Origin of the sequence: Cryptosporangium japonicum (assembly GCF_039524755.1) — a bacterium.
GTDB lineage: Bacteria > Actinomycetota > Actinomycetes > Mycobacteriales > Cryptosporangiaceae > Cryptosporangium > Cryptosporangium japonicum.
Window position 1 is genome coordinate 74,730 of sequence record NZ_BAAAGX010000028.1, and the last position, 19,108, is coordinate 93,837.

8 protein-coding genes are annotated in these 19,108 nt (G+C 75.3%); 5 read left to right on the forward strand and 3 right to left on the reverse strand.

What is annotated here, in order from left to right; genetic code table 11:
• The first annotated feature begins 38 nt into the window (after nt 1-38).
• On the forward strand, nt 39-539 hold the full coding sequence (locus ABD437_RS31890; RefSeq protein ID WP_344652658.1) for a MarR family winged helix-turn-helix transcriptional regulator: 501 nt from the start codon (nt 39-41) through the stop codon (nt 537-539).
• Here ABD437_RS31890 and ABD437_RS31895 read toward each other — a convergent pair.
• Nucleotides 532-1,203, reverse strand: a complete 672-nt coding sequence (locus ABD437_RS31895) for a response regulator (RefSeq protein ID WP_344652659.1) — start codon at nt 1,201-1,203, stop codon at nt 532-534. The two genes, ABD437_RS31890 and ABD437_RS31895, sit on opposite strands and share 8 nt — an antisense overlap.
• Nucleotides 1,200-2,366 (reverse strand): sensor histidine kinase, encoded by a 1,167-nt coding sequence (locus ABD437_RS31900; protein ID WP_344652660.1) that lies wholly within the window; start codon nt 2,364-2,366, stop codon nt 1,200-1,202. The genes ABD437_RS31895 and ABD437_RS31900 overlap by 4 nt, the downstream gene beginning before the upstream one ends.
• A gap of 110 nt (nt 2,367-2,476) precedes the next feature.
• Between ABD437_RS31900 and ABD437_RS31905 the strand changes: the two genes are divergently transcribed.
• The gene (locus ABD437_RS31905) at nt 2,477-4,438 is read left to right on the forward strand and encodes an alpha/beta fold hydrolase (protein WP_344652661.1); all 1,962 of its coding nucleotides are present in this window, start codon (nt 2,477-2,479) and stop codon (nt 4,436-4,438) included.
• Here the strand turns inward: ABD437_RS31905 and ABD437_RS31910 are convergent.
• On the reverse strand, nt 4,435-5,634 hold the full coding sequence (locus ABD437_RS31910) for a glycosyltransferase (RefSeq protein ID WP_344652662.1): 1,200 nt from the start codon (nt 5,632-5,634) through the stop codon (nt 4,435-4,437). The genes ABD437_RS31905 and ABD437_RS31910 overlap by 4 nt on opposite strands.
• Nucleotides 5,635-5,850: 216 nt before the next feature.
• Between ABD437_RS31910 and ABD437_RS31915 the strand changes: the two genes are divergently transcribed.
• The 3 genes from ABD437_RS31915 to ABD437_RS31925 are packed head-to-tail and all read left to right on the forward strand — an operon-like array spanning nt 5,851 to nt 19,108.
• Nucleotides 5,851-9,624: a non-ribosomal peptide synthetase gene (locus ABD437_RS31915; protein ID WP_344652663.1), complete on the forward strand. Its 3,774-nt coding sequence runs from the start codon at nt 5,851-5,853 to the stop codon at nt 9,622-9,624.
• Nucleotides 9,621-18,233, forward strand: coding sequence for an amino acid adenylation domain-containing protein (locus ABD437_RS31920; protein WP_344652664.1), 8,613 nt, complete (start codon nt 9,621-9,623; stop codon nt 18,231-18,233). The genes ABD437_RS31915 and ABD437_RS31920 overlap by 4 nt, the downstream gene beginning before the upstream one ends.
• Before the next feature lie 2 nt (nt 18,234-18,235).
• The gene (locus tag ABD437_RS31925; protein WP_344652665.1) at nt 18,236-19,108 is read left to right on the forward strand and encodes a TauD/TfdA dioxygenase family protein; all 873 of its coding nucleotides are present in this window, start codon (nt 18,236-18,238) and stop codon (nt 19,106-19,108) included.

The window sequence follows — 19,108 nt, forward strand, 5'->3', positions numbered from 1 at the left end:
GCTTTACAGTGAAGCTACTTCAGAGTGAAGGATGGCGCATGGCGAGAGTGGACCCCCTCGCGGTGGCGTGGGCGCCCGAGCACACCGCGGCGATCCAGGGCCTGCGGAACTGGGCGATCCGGTTCGCCGAGCTGAACCAGCACCTGGCGGCCTGGATGAACCTGCCGGGCTCGGACGCGAACGCGCTCAGCCACGTCGTCTGGGCCGCGGAGGACGGGAAACCGCTGTCACCGGCGGAGCTCTCCCGGCAGATCGGCATGACCTCCGGCGCGACCACCGTGTTGCTCAACCGGCTGGAGGCCGCGGGGCACATCCGACGCAGCCGGGAGCACACCGACCGGCGCCGGGTCACGCTGCGGCCCGAACCGGAGGCCCGCGAACAGGTCCGCCGGTTCCTCGCGGTGGCCGGCGTGGAGGTCGCCGAGGTGCTGCTGGACACCGGCCTCGACGACCTGCGCCGGATCACCGCGTTCGTCACCCGCCTCGGGGAGGCCGGCGCCGTGGCGAACGAGCGCCTCCGACGACGCGGTACTACCTGAGCGGCCGGGGCGGAGCCGCGGTGGCGAACCCGGTGCGGTGCGCGTAGGCCACCGCGTGGGTGCGGTCACGCAGGCCGAGCTTGCGCAGGATGCTGGAGACGTGCGTCTTGACGGTCTCCTCGCCGACGTGCAGCTGGCGGGCGATCTCCGGGTTGCTCAGCGCCCGGGACAGCAGTTGCAGCACCTCGCGTTCCCGCGCGGTCAACCGGGTGATGTCGTCGGGCGGCACGGCCGGGGCCAGCGTGCCGGCGAAGCGGGTGAGGTGGCGGCGCACGATCGACGGGTCGATGAGCGCGTCGCCCCGGGCGGCGATCCGCACCGCGGAGATGAGCTCCTCCGGCGGCAACGACTTGAGCAGGAAACCGCTGGCGCCCGCGGTGAGCGCGTCACGCACGTAGTCGTCGGTGTCGTGGGTCGTCAGCACGACGACCTTGGTGCGGTTGCCGGGTACCGCGAGGATCGTCCTGGCCGCCCCCAGCCCGTCGCGCCGGGGCATGCGCACGTCGAGCACCGCGACGTCGGGGCGCACCCGGATGGCCTGCTCGACCGCCTCGTCGCCGTCGGAGGTCTCGGCGACGCAGACGATGTCGTCCTGGGTCTCGAGGATCGCCCGCAGACCGGCGCGGAACACCACGTGGTCGTCGGCGAGCAACACGGTGATCACGCGGGCTTCTCCAGATCGAACGAGACGTAGGTGCTCCAGGTCCGCCCGTCCGGCCCGGGGCCGCTGCGGACCTGCCCGCCGAAGACCTCGGCCCGGTTGGTGATCCCGGCCAGCCCACGCCCCCCTCCGGTGCGGGTGACACCGGGGGCGTAGGGATTGACCGTCTCCACTTCGACCGTGCCGTCGCCCCGCCGCACCGCCAGGTCGACCGGGCCGCCGGTGCCGTGACGCAACGCGTTGGTCAACATCTCCTGGCTGATGCGGTAGAGCGCGATGTCGAGCGGTTCGGGCAGGTCGACCGGCGGGCCGGTGACCCGCAGACGGACCTCGACGTCCGCGCTGCGGAAACCGCGCAGCAACTCGTCGAGCCGGGCCAGACCGGGCCGGTCCTCCGCCGGGGTGGGCTGGCCGTGCAACACGTCGAGCATGTGCCGGAGGTCGCCGAGCGCGGACCGGCTGGTCTCCTCCACCGACCGCAGCGACGCGAGCGCCACCGGGTCGGTGCCCGGGCCGGTGAGGCGCAGCCGGGCCGCGCCGGCGTGCACGCTGATCGCGCTCACGTGGTGCGTGATGACGTCGTGCAGGTCGCGGGCGATCGCGGTGCGGTCGGCCGCGACCGCCCGCTCGACCGCGGCCCGCTCGTCGCGTTCCTGGTTCTCGGCCCGCTGCTGCAACTCGTCCAGGTAGCCGCGCCAGGCCGTGGTGTAGCGCCCCACCAACCAGGTGACCAGGCCGAACTTCACCGACGAGACGAACACGGTCCAGTCCAGCTCGATGCCGCGCGTCGCGTGGGCGAGCACCAGGCCGCCGACCACCGCGGCGAGCGCGGCACCCGCCTGCCGCCCGTGCAACCACGCCCCGGCCCGGTACGAGGCGACCAGCAGGCCGGCCTCGTTGAGGCTGAGCGACTCCGGCCCGCCCAGCAGCGCGGCGCCACCGGCGTTGACGGCGACGGCGACCAGCACCACGGCGAGCGACAGGCGCACCGGGGCCACCAGCGCGACGTCGGCGACGACGACCGCGACCAGCACCGCGAGGGCGGCCGGGCGGCCGACCGGGACCTCCTGCCCGAAATAGACCAGCACGTCGGTGACCACGCAGACCGCCGCGATCAGCAGCGACATGTGAGCGAGCCGACGATGGACCTGGGCGGGGGTGCTCACCACGCTCCTTCGACGACGACGGGCCTCCGCGATCATCGTCGTTCACCGGCGCCGCCGCATCCCACACGTGGGGGAGGTCAGCTAGCGGGCGAATTCGTACGGTTCGCAGCATGACGATCAAAAAGACCATCGCGGTCACCGTCAGCGGGCTCATCCTGCTGTGTCTGGTCGGTCTCGCGTTATGGCCTTCCTCCACTCTGGAGGTGCCCGAGGGCGCACGTGCCGGTTCCCTCTCGATGGAGTCGTGCGAGTACGACACCGAGGACGGGACGGTGGCGGCCGAGTGCGGCACGCTCGTGGTGCCCGAAACCCGGAGCGACCCCGACTCGGAGCTGATCGCGCTGCCGGTGGTGCGGATCCGGGCCAGCGGCACCGCGCGCGAGCCGATCTTCCGGCTCGCCGGGGGCCCCGGCGGGACGAACATGACGTTCCCCCAGGCCAGCCGCCTCACCGATGGCCACGACCTGGTGCTGGTGGGCTACCGCGGCGTCGACGGGTCACGGCGGCTGGACTGCCCGGAGGTGGCCGGAACCCTGCAGACCTCGGACGACCTGATCGGCACCGGGACCCAGCGCCGGGTGCGGACGGCGTTCAAGGCCTGCGCCGAGCGGCTCACCAAGGACGGCGTCGACCTCACCGCGTACTCGGTCGTCCAGCGCGTCGAGGACCTGGAGGCGGCCCGCAAGGCCCTGAACTACCCGCGGATCAACCTGCTCAGCTCCAGCGCGGGCACCCGGACCTCGATGGTCTACTCGTGGCGGCACCCCACCTCGCTGTTCCGCTCGGCGCTGGTGTCGGTGAACCCGCCGGGCCACATGGTGTGGGACCCGACGATCACCGACGCGCAGTTCGGTCAGTACAGCCGGCTGTGCGCCGCCGACCGCGGCTGCTCGGCCCGCACCGACGACTTCGCGGCCACGATGCGCGAGGCCGCGGGCGATCTCCCGTCCCGGTGGGGGCCGCTGCGGGTCAAGGACGGCAACGTGCGCGCCGCCGGGATGTTCGGCATGCACAACAACGGTCCCGGCGCCGCCCCGCAGACCGCACCGAACGTCCTCGACGCGTTCCTGAGCGCCGCGGAGGGTGACGCGAGCGGCGTCTGGGCGATGTCGGCCCTCGGCGACCTCCTGCTGCCGGAGGGCATCGTGTGGGGCGAGTTCGCCTCGTTCGCCATGCTCGACGCGCCCGCCGCCAGGAAGTACTACGCCGCCGGCGGTGACCCGGGCTCGATCCTCGGCAACGCCGGCGCGGAGTTCCTCTGGGGCGGCCCCGAGGGGGTCGCCACCGTCTGGCCGGACAGCCCGGACAACGCCGAGTACCGCACGCTGCGCCCCAGCCAGACCGAGACCCTGCTGGTCAGCGGCACGATCGACTACTCCACCCCGGCGCAGCTGGCCCGCGACGAGCTCCTGCCCACGCTGGCCCGCGGCAAGCAGGTGATCCTGCCCGAGCTCGGGCACACCGGGGACTTCTACGAGCACCGCCCGGAGGCCAGCAAACACCTGCTCCTGACGTTCTTCGACACCGGCGCGGTCGACGACTCCCAGTTCGGCACCCGCCCGGTGGACTTCACGCCGGCCGGACCGAGCATGTCGGCGATCGCGACCGCCCTCGCCACCACCACGCTGGTGCTGGTGCTGCTCGCGCTGGCCCTGCTCGGGTTCCTCGCGCTGCGGGTCCGCCGCCGCGGCGGGATCGGCCCCCGCGCCGGGGTGTGGCTGCGTGTCCTGGCGCCGCTCCCCCTCGGCCTCGGCGCACTCAGCGCGGCGGCGCTGCTGGTCTGGTCGGTGCTGCCGCAGACCCCGCTGTTCAGCAGCCGGGTGATCGTGCCGTCGCTGGCGCTGTTCGTCGGTCTCGGGGTGGTGCTGGCGTGGATCGCCCCGGACCGCCCGGCACGCGCGCGGCGGATCGGGGCCGGGGTCGCGGTCGGCGGTGCCGCCGCCGGTGCGTTCCTCGGCCTGTTCGCGCTGGCCGGCGTCACCGGGTTGCTCACCGCGCTGATCGGCGCGGCGGCCGGGGCGAACCTGGCCCTGCTGCTGCTCGACCGCTTCCGGCCGACCGAGCCCGCCTAACCGGCGGAGACCAGGTCGCGCAGGCGGGCGGCCGCGACCAGGGCTCCGTCGGTGCGGACCCGGGCGCTGAGGGCGGCCGCCCGCGCCCGGGTTCCGGCGGTCAGCGCCGACGCGACCGCGGCACGCAGGGCCCGCACCGTCGCGGCCGGACCGTCGATCGCCGCCCCGAGGCGCAGCGCCGCCACCCGACCGGCCCAGTACGGGTTGTCGCCGACCGGCATCGGGACCGCGATCTGCGGCACGCCGGCCCGCGCGGCGGTCAGCACGGTCCCGGCCCCGCCGTGGTGCACCACCGCGGCCACCCGGGCGAACAGACGCTCGTGGTTGACGTCGCCGACGACGAAGCAACCGGCCGGGTCCAGGTCCGCCCAGCCCCGGGAGACCAGGACGCGCCGTCCCTCGGCCCGGACCGCTTCGACGGCCCGGTCGGCGACGCCCGGGGCCGGGCGGGCGCTGCCGAAGCCGACGTAGACCGGCGGGTCACCGTCGTCCAGGAACGCGGTGACGTCGGCCGGGAGCGGGCGGCGGTCGGGGCGGGTCCACGCCCCGGTCTGCACCACGTCGGGACCGGCGCCCCCCGGCCACGGTCCGAGCGTGGGGTCGGCCGCCAACCAGGGCCGGTCGGTGTGGACGTGGTCGCGGACGTCGCTCACCGGTGCCAGCCCCAGCGCGGCCCGGTGCGTGTTCAGCGCCGCCCCGAACTGCGTGTTCACCTGATCGGCGTCGCGGGCCCAGAGCGTCGCGTGATCGGCGGGCTCCGGCTCGGGCCAGCCCGGACGCGGTGGCGGCGCGTGGTGCGGCGAGGGCAGGTTGACCGCGGCCCAGGTCGCGTACACGTAGGGGATCCCCGCGGCCTCGGCCACCGACCGCGCGCCGACCTGCGCCAGGCCGACCGCGAGCAGCGCGTCGCAGTCCGCGGCTGCCGCCGGGAGGCGGTCGAACTGGGCGTCGAGCAACGCGGAGCGGTACCGGGCCAGCGTGGCCGCCGACGGCGGGGCCGAGCCGCTGGTCAGCGCCCGGATCGGGGGCCCCACCGGCACGGCCGGCAGCCCCAGACCGGCCAGCCGGTCGACGAACTCCTCGTCCGGCGGCACGCACAGCCGCACGTCCACGCCGAGCGTCCGCAGCCGGAGCGCGAGGACCGCCAGCGGGCCGACGTCACCGCGTGTCCCGTACGTGGCCAAGAGAACACGCATCCGGCGACCTCTTCCGTGTCGGCATCGCTGTCCCAGGATGCCCGCCGAAGTACCTCCTTTGTGGAATTTTTCGTCTCTTGTAGATCGCAGCGCCCTCCGATGGTGCTAACTTCCACAATCGACAGAGAATTCGCCCGACCTCGGCTGCGACGGCACGACGCGGTACCGGCTCGCAACGCGGTAGCAGTGCGCGTATCCCCGGAAAGGTCGCCCCCGATGCCGGTGTCCGCTCCCCTGTCGTCCGGTCAGCAGCGCCTGTGGACCCTCTCCCAGCTCGACGGCGCCGGTCCGGCCTACAACGAGACCATGGCGTTCACGCTGCGCGGCCCCCTCGATCGACGGGCGCTGCGCCGCGCGTTCGACGCACTCGCCGACCGCCACGAGACGCTGCGTACCCGGTTCGCCGTCGAGGACGGGCACCCGGTGCAGATCGTCGAGTCCCCCGGCCACGGCTTCCCGCTCACCGTCACCGACACGACCGGGCGGCCGGACGAGCGGGCGCGGATCCGCCGGGACGAACCGCTGGAGCCGTTCGAGAGCACCCGCGCTCCGCTGGCCCGGGCCCACCTGCTCGTCGACGGCGAGCAGCACGTCCTGCTGATCACCGTCCACCACACCGTGTTCGACGGCTGGTCCCGCTCGCTGCTGCTGCGTGAGCTCGGCGTGCTCTACGCCGCCCAGCGGCGCGGCCAAACCGCGGCGCTGCCGGAGACCCGGCCGTACCGGGACCACGCCCACCAGCAGCGGGACTGGCTCGCGGGCGGCGGGCCGGCACCGCACGAGGCGTACTGGCTGGACCGGCTCGACGGCGTCGCCGGGGTGCTCGACCTGCCCGCCGACCGTCCCCGCCCGGCCCGGCGCGACCACCGGGGCGACCGGGTGCCGGTGACGCTCGGCGCGCCGCTCACCGAGGCGCTGCGTGCGGTGGCCCGCGAGCACGGCGCCACGCTCTACTCCACGATCCTGGCCGGCTGGTTCCTGCTGCTCTCCCGGCTGTCCGGGCAGACCGACGTCGTGGTCGGCGTGCCGACGACGAGCCGCGGTGGTCGCGACGAGTTCCCCGACACGATCGGCTTCTTCGTCAACACGCTGGCCGTCCGGGCCGACGCGGCCGGAGCCCAGACCGGCGCCGTCCTGCTCAAGCAGGTCCGCGCGACGCTGCGCGGCGCCCTCGACCACGCCGGTCTGCCGTTCGAGCGGGTCGTCGAGTTGGTGAACCCGCCGCGGAGCCCGGCGTACAACCCGCTGTTCCAGACCATGTTCGCCTGGGTGCCCACCCTGCACGACCTGCTCGAACTGCCGGACGTCCTGGTCGAGCCGTGCGACGTCGCGTTCGCACCGGCGAAGTTCGACCTCTCGCTGAACCTCGCCGACGAGCCCGGCGGCGTCACCGGGCACCTCGACTACTCGGTCGCGCTCTTCGACCGGGCCACCGCGGCCCGGTACGGCGGGTACCTCGTACGCCTGCTCGAACAGCTGAGCACCCGGCCGGACGACGACGTCGCGAGCTACGACCTGCTCGACGACGCCGAACGCCACGAGATCCTCACCGGGTGGAGCACCGGCCCGCGCGCCAACCCACGCCCCGGCGGGCTCGTCGAACGCTTCACCGCCTGCGCCGACGCCACCCCGCACGCCCCGGCGCTGGTCTGCGACGGCCGCACGCTCTCCTACCGCGAGCTGGACCGGCGCTCGACCGGGCTGGCCGACGCCCTGCGGGCCCGCGGCGCCGGGCCGGGCCAGGTCGTCGCGCTGGAGTGCGGGCGGTCGGTGGAGCTGGTCGTCGGGGTGCTGGGGGTGCTGAAGGCCGGGGCGGCCTACCTCCCGCTCGACCCGGCCCAGCCGCCGGCCCGGCGCGCGGCGATGCGCGAGGACGCGCGCCCACTGCTGGTGCTGAGCGACGACCCGGGCTCGATCGCGGCGCTGGCGGCCGAGGGCGCGCCGGTCCGCACCCCGGTTCCGACCGGGCCGGACGAGACGGCCTACGTGATCTACACGTCCGGCTCCACCGGGCGTCCGAAGGGCGTGGCGGTTCCCCACCGCAGCGTCCTCGCGCTGTTCGACCAGTGGCTCGACCGGTTCGGCGCCACCCCGGGCGAGGCGACCTCGGCCTGGTCGAGCATCGGCTTCGACGCCTCGGTGCACGAACTGCTGCTCCCGCTGACGACCGGCGCGGTCGTGCACGTGGTTCCCGAGGACATCCGGGCCGACCCGGCCGCGTTCCTGGCCTGGCTGGCCGAGCACCGCGTCGTTCAGGCGTTCCTGCCGCCGGCCTACGTGCGCTGGATCGACGAGGACCCCACCCGGGTGGCCGGCCTCGCGCTCCGTCAGGTGCTCACCGGCGTCGAACCGCTGCCGGAGGCCGCGCTGGCCCGGTTCGCCGCGGCGCGGCCCGGCCTGCGCGTCTGCTTCGGCTACGGCCCCACCGAGGCCACGCTCTACGCGGCCGCCTACCTCGACCCGCAGCCGCTCGACCGTCCGGCGCCGATCGGGCGCCCGCTGCCGGGATCGCGGATGTACCTGCTCGACGAACGGCAGCGCCCGGTGCCGCCGGGCGTGGCGGGCGAGGTGTACCTCGGCGGCGACTGCCTGGCCCGCGGGTACCTGAACCGGCCCGACCTGACCGCCGACCGGTTCGTCGCGGATCCGTTCGTGCCGGGCGAGCGCCTGTACCGCACCGGCGACCTCGCCCGGTGGCGGACCGACGGCCAGGCCGAGTACGTCGGCCGACGCGACGACCAGATCAAGTTGCGCGGGTTCCGGATCGAGCCCGGCGAGGTGACCGCCGCGCTGCTGGCCGTCCCCGGCGTGCGCGAGGCGGTCGTGCTGGTGGACCGCGACGGCGAGCCCCGGCTGGTCGCCGGGGTGGCCGGGGGCGGTGGCCGGAGCACGCCCGAGTGGCGCGCCGCGCTCGCCGACCGGCTGCCGGACTACATGGTGCCGTCCGTCTTCGCCGAGTTCGACCGGCTGCCGCTGAACCGCAGCGGCAAGCTCGACCGGGACGCCGTGCTGGCGCACGCCCGGGCGAGCGCTCCGGCGGTCGTCAACACCGCGGCCCCGCGCGACCACGTCGAACTGACGCTGCTGCGGATCTGGCAGAGCGTGCTGGTGCACCCGTCGATCGGGGTCTCCGACAACTTCTTCGACGTCGGCGGCACGTCGATCTCGGCGATCAAGCTGGCCACCGCCATCGGCGCGGAGTTCGGCCGGGAACTGCCGATCCGGGAGGTCATCGTGCACCCGACGATCGAGGCGCAGGCCGCGCTGGTGCGCGCGGAGAGCCCGCCGGCCGGTGGCAGCCTGATCGAGTTCCGGCGGGGCACCGGGCGCGTCCGCGTCGTCTGCGTCCACCCCGCGGGGGGCACGGCGTTCTGTTACCTCCCGCTCAGCGCGGCGCTGCCCGGGGAGATCGGCGTGGTCGGGATCCAGTCCCCCGGGCTCAACCCGGGCGAGGAACTGCTGCCGAGCGTCGACGCGATGGCCGAGGAGTACCTGCGGCTGGTCGGGCCGCGGCCGGACGAGACGCTGGTGCTCTGCGGCCTGTCCTACGGCGGCCTGGTCGCGTACGAGATGGGCCGCCGGCTCGCGGCGAGCCACCCCCGGGTCACCGTCGTGCTGCTCGACACCACCGGCACCGACGACCGGGCCGGGATCGAACCGGTGTCCGCGGCCGAGTTCCGCGAGAAGCTGGTGCGGTTCAACGGCATGTACCCCGGCATCGACGACGCGCAGGTCGAGCGCTACCACCGCACGTACAACCACAACCGGCTGACCGCGCGCGACCACGACCCGGGCGAGTCGAGGGCCCGGGTGGTCTTCGTGCAGGCCGTCGGCGAGGACACCGTCGCCGGCTCGGACGAGTTCTGGCGGCGACGGGCGCGCGGCGGGTTCACCGTGGTGCCGGTCGGATGCGGGCACTGGGACCTGCTCGAGAGCGACGCGCTGCCGCGGGTCGCGGAGCTGATCACGGCCGAGTGCGAGGTCCGATGAGCTCGATCGCGCGCCGCGTCCACGACCGGGCCCGGCGGCACCCGGACGCGCTCGCGGTCTCCGACGGCGACCACCAGCTCACCTACGCCGGGCTCGACGCCGGCGCGGCGTCGGTGGCGGCGTCCCTGTCCCGCCGGGGTGTCCGGCCGGGCGACGCGGTCGCCGTCGGCCTGCCCCGCTCGGCCGAGCTGGTGCAGGTCATGCTGGGGGTGCTGCGGCTGGGCGGCCAGGTCGTGCCGCTGGACCGGCAGAGCCCACCGGCCCGCCGCGACGTCATCCTCGCGGACGCGCAGGCGGCCGCCGTCGTCCACGACGGACTGCCCGACCTGCCGCCGCTGACGCCGGCCGAGCTCCTGGCCGACCCGGCCGGCGCCGGGCCGCCGGCCGAGCCCGCGGCGTCGTCGTTCCTCTTCTACACCTCCGGCACGACCGGCCGGCCCAAGGGCGTCGAGGTCGGCGACGCCGGTGTTCTCCGGCTCGCCGAACCCGGCTGGCTCGCCCCCGGCCACCGGTTCGCGTGCCTGGCCAACCCCGCGTTCGACGCGATCAGCTTCGAGGTGTGGACGCCGCTGCTCACCGGCGGCACCTGCGTCGTGCTCGACGACGCCACCGTCGGTGACCCCCGGGCGTTCGCCGACGCGCTGGTCCGCGAACGCGTCGACACGATGTTCGTGACCGCGACACTGTTCAACGCGGTCGCGGAGGCCGTCCCGGACAGCTTCGCGACCGTGAACCGGGTCCTCATCGGCGGCGAGCAGCTCAACGCCGCGGCGGTGCGCCGGTGGTACCGGGCCAACCCGGACGCGCCGACGCGCCTGCAGAACGGGTACGGCCCCACCGAGACGACGACGTTCGCCGTCAGCCACCCGATCCCCCGGTCCTTCGACGACGACGTGGTGCCGATCGGCCGCCCGCTGCCCGGTACCGGCGCGGTCGCGGTGACGCCGGACGAGCGCGTCGCCGCCGAGGGTGAGGTCGGCGAGCTGTACCTGTCCGGCACCGGGCTCGCCGCCGGCTACCGGGGGCGGCCCGCGGAGACCGCGCGGCGGTTCGTCCGGCTGCCGTGGCTCGACCAGGGCCGGACCCGGCACTACCGCACCGGTGACCTGGTCCGGGTGCTGGCCGACGGCCGGTTCGCCTACGTGGGCCGCACCGACCGGCAGGTGAAGGTGCGCGGCTTCCGGATCGAACCCGGCGAGCTGGAGCAGCGGCTGCTCGCCCACCCGGCGATCCGGCAGGCCCACGTGGCCGTGCGTCCCGGCGCCGCCGCCGAACTGCACGCGTTCCTGGTGGCACCCGACCTCACCGCCGACGCGTTCGAGGAGCACCTGGGCGCGACCGTGCCGGCCTACATGCGGCCGCACCACGTGTTCCGGGTCGACGACCTGCCCCGCAACGCCAACGGGAAGATCGACGAGGCCGCGCTGCTGGCCACCGGGGTGCCGGCGTGGCGGCCGGCGTCGGACGGTGCCGCGGCGTCGGCCTGGGAACGCGAGGTGCTGGCGGTCGTCGAGGAGGCCCTCGGCGTCCGGGACCTCCGGCCGGGCGACACCTGGCTGCGGTCCGGCGGCGACTCGCTCAAGGCGCTGCGCCTGCGGTTCGCGCTCCGCGAGCGCTGGGGTGCCGACCTGCCGCCGTCGGCGGTGCAGCGTGGCACGTTCGCCGACCTGGCCCGCGCGCTCGCCGAGGCGACCGCCACCGTGTACCCGGTGCCGGCCGCGCCGACGACCGGAACGACGGCGCCGGCCACCAGCGAACACCAGCGGCTGTGGCTGCTCCAGCAGCGCAGCCCGGCCTCCACGGCCTACTTCGTACCGATGGCGTTCCGGATCACCGGCGACCCCGACGTCGAGGCGCTGCACGACGGGATCCGCGGCCTGGTCGAACGGCACCCCGCGCTGCGCACCGCGTTCGTCGCGACGCGGGACGGGCTCCGCCAGGAGGTACGCGCGCCCTACGACCCGTGGACCGAGCCGGCCGACGACTTCTTCACCGCGCCGTTCGACCTGGCCTCGGGCCGGATGCTGCGCGCGGCCCGGCGCCGGGAGCCCGACGGGTCGAGCACGCTGCTGCTGTGCCTGCACCACATCGCGGTCGACGGCTGGTCGCTGACCGTGCTGCTGCGTGAGCTGTCCGGCACCCCGCCGCGCGCGGGCACGCACACGCCGCTGGACTTCGCCGCCTGGCAGTCCCGGTGGTTCGCGTCACCCGTCTACCAGGCCCTCCGCGAGGCCCACGCCCGGCTCGACGGACCCGCCGACGACACCGTGGCCGCGGCCGACCGGTCGCTCGCCGGACGGCTGCACACCACCGCGATCGGGCGGGAGCGGGTCGACGAGTGGGCCCGCACGCTCGGCCTGACCCCGTTCCAGCTGCTGCTGGGCGTGTTCGCGTCGAGCCTCTGGGCGGTGACCGGCCGGACCGGGCCCCGGATCGCCGCGCCGGTCGTCAACCGGCCGGTGCGTGAGTTCGAGGACGCGGTCGGGATGTTCGCCAACACCGTCCCGCTCGCGCTCACCGTCGACCCGGACGAGGACCTCGACCACCAGCTGCGTCGCCTCGGCGAGGCCGCCGGCGTCGCGCTGGACCACCAGGACGTCGCGTTCGCCGACCTCGACCCGCGGCGCGCGGCGTTCGACTACCTGTTCGTCCTGGAGAACACCGACTTCACCGCCCTGCGGCTGCCCGGCGGCACGGTCACCCCGCAGTGGGTCGAGCCGGCCGACGCCAAGTGCGCGCTGACGCTCTCGGTGGTGGAGGAGCCGGACGGCTTCCGCTGCCTCTGGGAGTACGGCGACGGCCACTTCACCGCGGCCGAGATCGAGGCGCTCGGCGACCTCTTCGCCCGCACCCTCGACGGCGCCGGGCGCACCCCGGCCGACCTGGCCGCACCGTACCGCCGCAGCCTGCCCGACCACGGGCGCGGCCCGTCGCTCGCGGTGGAGCACGACACCGTCGCGGCCGCGTTCGCCGCCCAGGTCGCGCGCACACCGGACGCTCCCGCGCTGACCGGCGACACCACGCTCTCCTACGCCGAGCTGGACGCGCACGCGGCCCGGCTCGCCGCGGTGCTCCCCGACGACGCCACCGACGTCGCGCTCTACTTCCGCCCGTCGGTCGAGCACGTCGTCGCGCTGCTCGCGCTCGCCCGGCTCAACGTCACCGCCGTGCCGCTCGACCCCGGCTACCCGGCCGACCTGCTGCGCACCGTGCTCGACCAGGTCCGGCCCCGGTGCGTGCTGCTCGCGCCCGGCGACGCGGAGGCGTTCGACCCGATCGACACCGGCCTCGAACGCCGGTTCGTCACGCTCACCGACACCCCGGTGCCGCACGTACCGCCCCGGCACGCCGGGCGGCCGCTCTACACGCTGTTCACCTCGGGCTCGACCGGCACCCCCAAGGGGGTACGCGTCCCGGAGAGCACGCTGGCGAACCTGCTCCAGTGGCAGGACGCACCGCCCGCGGTGACCCAGCAGTTCTCGATGCTGTCGTTCGACGTGTCGTTCCAGGAGATCTTCACGACGCTGCGCGGCGGGCACCTGCACCTGGTGCGGCCGGAGTGGCGCCACGACGTGCCGGCGCTGCTCGAGGCGCTCGAGACCGGCGGCATCGAACGGATCTTCCTGCCGTACGTCGCGCTGCAGCTGCTCGCCGAGCACGGCGTCCGGCTCGGCCGCTTCCCGTCGCGGCTGCGTGACGTCATCACCGCCGGTGAACAGCTGGTCTGCACGCCGGCGATCCGGCGCTGGTTCGCCGGGCTGCCCGGAGCCCGCCTGCACAACCACTACGGCCCGACCGAGACCCACGTCGTGAGCACGCTGACGCTCGACGGGAACCCGGACCGGTGGCCCGAACGCCCGGCGATCGGGCGGCCGGTCGCGAACACGCTGCTGCGTGTCGCCGACGCCGCCGGCGCGCCGCTGCCGCCCGGGCAGGTGGGCGAGCTGCTCATCGGCGGGCGGCCGGCCACCCGGTGCTACCTGGGCGAACCGGTGGACGAGAAGTTCCTCGAGCTCCCCGCGCTGTACTACCGCAGCGGCGACCTCGCGCACTTCGACCGCGACGGGCTCCTGCACTTCGACGGCCGGGCCGACCGGCAGGTCAAGCTCAGCGGGTACCGCCTGGAGCTCGGGCAGGTCGAGGCCGCGCTGCTGCGCCACCCCGACGTCGTCAACGCGGTCGTGGTGGCCGAGAACGACCGGTTGGTCGCGGTCGTCGAGTGCCACCGGACACCGGCCGTGGCCGAGCTGACCGGGCACCTCGCGTCGCTGCTGCCGCCGCACGCGCGGGTCGAGAAGTTCCGGGTCGTGGACGCCCTGCCGCGCACGCCGAGCGGGAAGCTCGACCGGGACGCCGCGCTGCGCACGCCCGGGCGCGACCTCGACCGGGGCCGGGCGCGGCCGGCGGGTGAGCTGGCGGCGCTGTTCGAGGAGGTGACCGGCCGGCCGATCGGCCCGGACGAGACGTTCTTCGCCGCGGGCGCGACCAGCCTGTCGCTGATGCGGTTCCACCTGCGCTGCGCCGAGGCGGGGTACCGGTTCACCGCGGCCGACCTGTTCGAGCACGTCACGCTGCGGGACCTGACCCGGCACCTGGCCGGAGAGCCGGTCCGGGCACCGGCCACGAAGGACGGGGACGCCGCCGGCGTCGACGAGCCGGTGGCGGTCGTCGGCATGGCGGTGCGGCTGCCCGGCGCGCCCGACCTGGCCGCGTTCTGGCACCTGGTCACCGAGGGCCGCCGGGGCATCGAGGACTTCCCGGCCGCGGACGGGCTGGTCGGCGCGCGCAGCCTGCTGGAGCGTCCGCTCGCGTTCGACCCGGAGCACTTCGGCATCAGCCGCCGCGACGCCGCCCTGATGGACCCGCAGCAACGACAGCTGCTGATGGCGAGCGTCGAGGCGCTGGTGCACGCGGGTGTGACCGCGGCGGCGGGCCGGGTCGGGATCGTCGCGGGCGGCGGCGAGGACACGTACTTCCAGCAGCTGCTGCGCGACGGCGACCCGGCCGCGCTGCCGGACGGCTTCCAGCTCGCCCTGCACCACGAGAAGGACTTCCTCGCCACCAAGGTCGCCTACCACCTCGACCTGACCGGCCCGGCGCTGACCACCCAGACCGCCTGCTCGAGCTCGCTGGTCGCCGTCCACCAGGCCGCCGGGATGCTGCGGACCGGCGAGGCCGACGTCATGCTGGCCGGCGGCGTCCTCGTCGACGTCACGCTCGCCGAGGGGTACCGGTACCGGCCGGGACACATCTTCTCCCCGGACGGGCACTGCCGCCCGTTCAGCGACGACGCCGACGGCACGGTGGGCGCGAGCGGCGTCGGCGTGGTGGTGCTGAAACCGCTAAGTGCCGCCCGGCGCGACGGCGACACGGTGTACGCGGTGATCACCGGCTCGGCGCTGACCAACGACGGCGCGGTGAAGCAGGGCTTCAGCGCGCCCTCGCCCGCCGGGCAGCGGGGCGCGATCCGGGCGGCGCTGCGCCGGGCCGGGCGCACCGGCGCCGACGTCGGGTACGTCGAGACGCATGGGACCGGGACGCGGCTCGGTGACCCGATCGAGGTCGCGGCGCTGCGCGAGGCGCTGCCCGACGCCGCGGACTGCGTGCTCTCGTCGGTCAAGAGTCAGCTCGGCCACCTGGGGGCCGCGGCCGGGGTGGTGGGGTTGATCCGCGCGGTGCTCGCCGTCCACCACGGGGTGGTGCCGCCGACCGTCGACTTCCGGGCGCCGAACCCGGCCCTGGACCTCGGGCCGTTCCGGGTGGCGACGCGGGCCGAGCGCTGGCCGGCCGAGCGGCGGGTGGCCGGGGTGAGCAGCTTCGGCATCGGGGGCACGAACGCGCACGCGGTGGTGGAGTCGGTCCGGCCGGTTCGCGCGGGTTCCGGCGAGCCCGTGCCGTGCGTGGTGCTCTCCGCGAGCAGCCCGGAGGCACTGCGTGCCGACGCCGAGCGGATCGCGGCGTACCTCGACCGGCGGCCGGAGTCCTATCCCGACGTTCTCCGGCACCTGCAGTCGGGGCGCCCGGCCGGGCGGTGGCGAGCGGCGGCGACGTGCACCTCCCCCGCATCGGCGGCCGAGTGGCTCCGCCGCGCCGAGCCGCACGACACGGCGTCCCCGACGGCGCTCACCGCACCGGATACGGCCGCGCCCGCGGCACCGGACGCGGCCGCGCCCGCGGCGGCGGGTGCCGGCGCGGACGTCGGCGCGGTGTGGCTGGCGGGGGGTCGGGTGGAGTGGGGGTCGGGGTCGGCGCCGGCGCCGTGGGACTTCCCGCCGCCCGCGTTCGCCGTGCGCGACTACGACTTCCCGCGCCCGCCCGCGGTTCCCAAGCGCCCGGAGAGCGAGTGGCTGCACCAGCCCACCTGGGTGCGGCTCCGCCGGGCGACGCTCCCCGGTCGCACCGACCGCACCCTGGTGATCTGCGGCGACGGCCCGCTGACCGCGCCGGCGCTGGACGCCGCCTACGCCCGGGTGGTGCGGGTCCACCCGGCCACCGGCTTCGCACGCCGCGGCCCCGACACCTTCGACGCCGACCCGGCCGACCCGGCATCGCTCCGCCGGGTCCTGGACGCGCTGCCCGGCGCCGAGATCGACTGGCTGCACACCCTGCCGCTCGGCCTCACCGGCCCACTGGACGGGAACTCGCTGGCCGAGGCCGCGCGGGCCTGTGTGGACACCCCGGCGGCCCTGCTGGTGGCGGCGTCCGGCCGGGCGCTCACGACCTGGTGGATCTCGGCCGGCGCCGCGCCCGCGACCACGGCCGTGACCCGCCCGGAGGCCGGCCTGCTCGCCGGCGCGAACACCACCGGCGCGCAGGAGAGCGGGCTGCGCGGCCACTGGGTCGACCTGCCCGGCCCGGCGCTGGACGCGCTCGCCGACCTGCTCACCGGCCCGGTGCCGTCGCCGCGCGTCGCGCTGCGGGACGGGTTCTGGTGGACGCCGGGCAGCGCACCGGTCACCGCGGGCGAGCCGGTGGCGGTGGACGGCGTGCACCTCGTCCTCGGCGGCACCGGCGGGATCGGCGCCGCGGTCGCCGGGACCCTGCTCGCCGCCGGCGCCGACCGGGTCGTGCTGCTCGCCCGGCGACCGCGCCTGCCCGCGGCGCTCGAGCCCTGGGCCGACCGCGTCGACCTGTTCGCCGCCGACCTCACCACGGTCACCGCCGAGGAGGTGAGCGCGCGTGTCGGCGCACCGCTGGCCGGGATCGTGCACGCGGCCGGAACGCCGGACGGTGCGCTGATCGCCACCCGCGCCGGCGGCACGCCGTCGGCCAAACTGGCCGGTGCGCTGCTCGTCGAGCGGCTCGTCGAACGGCACGGGCCCGCGTTCGTCGTCTACTGCTCGTCGCTGTCGGCCCAGTTCGGCGGCGTCGGCCAGCTGGACTACGCGGCGGCCGGCGGTTTCCTCGACGCGCTCGCGCACCGCGCCGGTCCGACGGCCCGGCTCTCGATCGGCTGGGACGTCTGGCGGGAGACCGGCATGGCCGTGTCCGCGCTGGAGACCGACGCCAGGCACCAGGCGCACCTGGCCGTCGGCCTGACCGACGAGGAGGGGCAGCGGACCTTCGTCCGCGCGCTGGGCTCCGGGCTGCCGCAGGTCCTGGTCGCGACGACCGGGCTGGAAGCCGTCCGGGAGTTCCACCAGCGCGACACCGCACCGGCACCGGCCGAACCGGCCCGGCACTCCGGGTCCGAGCTGATCGACGAGGTGCGTGCGTTGCTGGGCGTCGCCGAGCTCGAGCCGGACGTGCCGCTCTACGACCTGGGCGCCGACTCGCTGCTCCTGCTGGAACTGGTCGAGGCGGTGAAGCGGCTGTTCGGTGTCGACCTCGACCCGGCCTCGCTCGGCCCCGACGTCACGATGGCGTCGTTGCTGGCCCAGCTGGCGACCGACGTCGACACCGACGAGATCACGGTGCAGGTGTGGCGGGAGGGGACGGGCCGGGACGCGGTCTGTCTCGTGCACCCGATCGGCGGCGACGTCCACGCGTACCGCGCGCTCGTCGCCGCGCTCGACCCGGCGCTCGGCGTCTGCGTGATCGCCGACCCCGCGCTGAGCCGGCCGGAACCGCCGGGCTGGTCGGTGGCCGAGCGGGCCCGCCGGTACTACGCCGCGCTGCGGGCGCAGTTCCCGGCCCGCACCTGGCAGCTGGCCGGGTGGTCGTTCGGCGCCTGGGTGGCGGCCGGAATGGCCGCCGACGCCGAGGCGACCGGGCAGCCGGTGCGTGCGGTGCACCTGCTCGATCCGCCGCCACCGGGCGCGGACGCCTCCGACTACGACGACACGCAGCTCGCGGCGCTGTTCGCACGCGAGCTGGGGGCGAGTGACGGTGTCGCCGCCGAGTACGCCGGGCGGCTCGCCCGTGCGTGCCGGGCCAACCTGGACAGCATGGCCGGGCACGTGCTGCCGCGCCTGACGTCGACACCGAGCCACGTCTGGCTGGCCGTCGACGCCGAGCCCGGCCTGCCGGTCGCCGACCGCGGCGGCTGGCGGGACCGGCTCGGTGACCCGAGCCACTGGCACGAGCTGCCCACGACCCACTACGGCATCGTGCGCGCTCCCCACGTCACCGCCGTGGCCGCAGCGTTCGACCCGACCCCGGAAGGATGAGCATGGAGCAGTACGAGCTCGACGCCGTCAGGCGGATCACCACCCGGCCCGCCCGCGACTACCGGACGCTGGCGGTGCGTGGCCTCACCCCGGTGATCGGGGCCGAGGTGACCGGCCTCGACCTGACCCGGGAACTGACCGGTGACGAACTCACCGAGCTCAGGACCGCCTTCCTCGACCACCACGTGCTGGTCTTCCGCGACCAGGACATCGCGCCCGAGGACCACAAGCGGCTGGCCGCGCACTTCGGTGAGCTGCGCCCGGTGAACCCGCCGCCCGAGCACGGCGACCCCTGCATCCTGGAGGTCGCGACCTCGGCCGAGGCCGCGAACGTGTTCGGCAACGGCTGGCACGCCGACGGCACCGCGGACGCCGAGCCGTCGCTCGGCTCGATGCTGCACATCACCCGGATGCCCGAGCCCGGCACCGGCGGCGACACCCTGTTCGCCAACATGCACCTGGCCTACGACATGCTCTCGCCGCCGATGAAGGAGCTGCTGAGCGGGCTCACCGCGGTGCACGACGGGGCGCTGGCCTTCCGCGGCACCACGATCCCGCCCGGCTACGAGCCGCCGTCCAGCGAGCACCCGCTGGTGGTGCGTCACCCGGAGACCGACCGGCCGCTGCTCTACGTCAACCCGGCCTACACCTCGCACATCCCCCAGCTCTCGGCCGACGAGAGCCGGGCGGTGCTCGACCTGCTGTTCACGCTCGTCCCGAACCGGCCGATGCTGGCCTGCCGGGTGCGCTGGGAGCCGAACACGCTGGTGTTCTGGGACAACCGCTGCGTCCAGCACCACGCGACGTACGACTACTACCCCTTCACCCGCTACGGCCGCCGGATCGCGATCAACGGCGGCCCGCTCAAGGGCTGA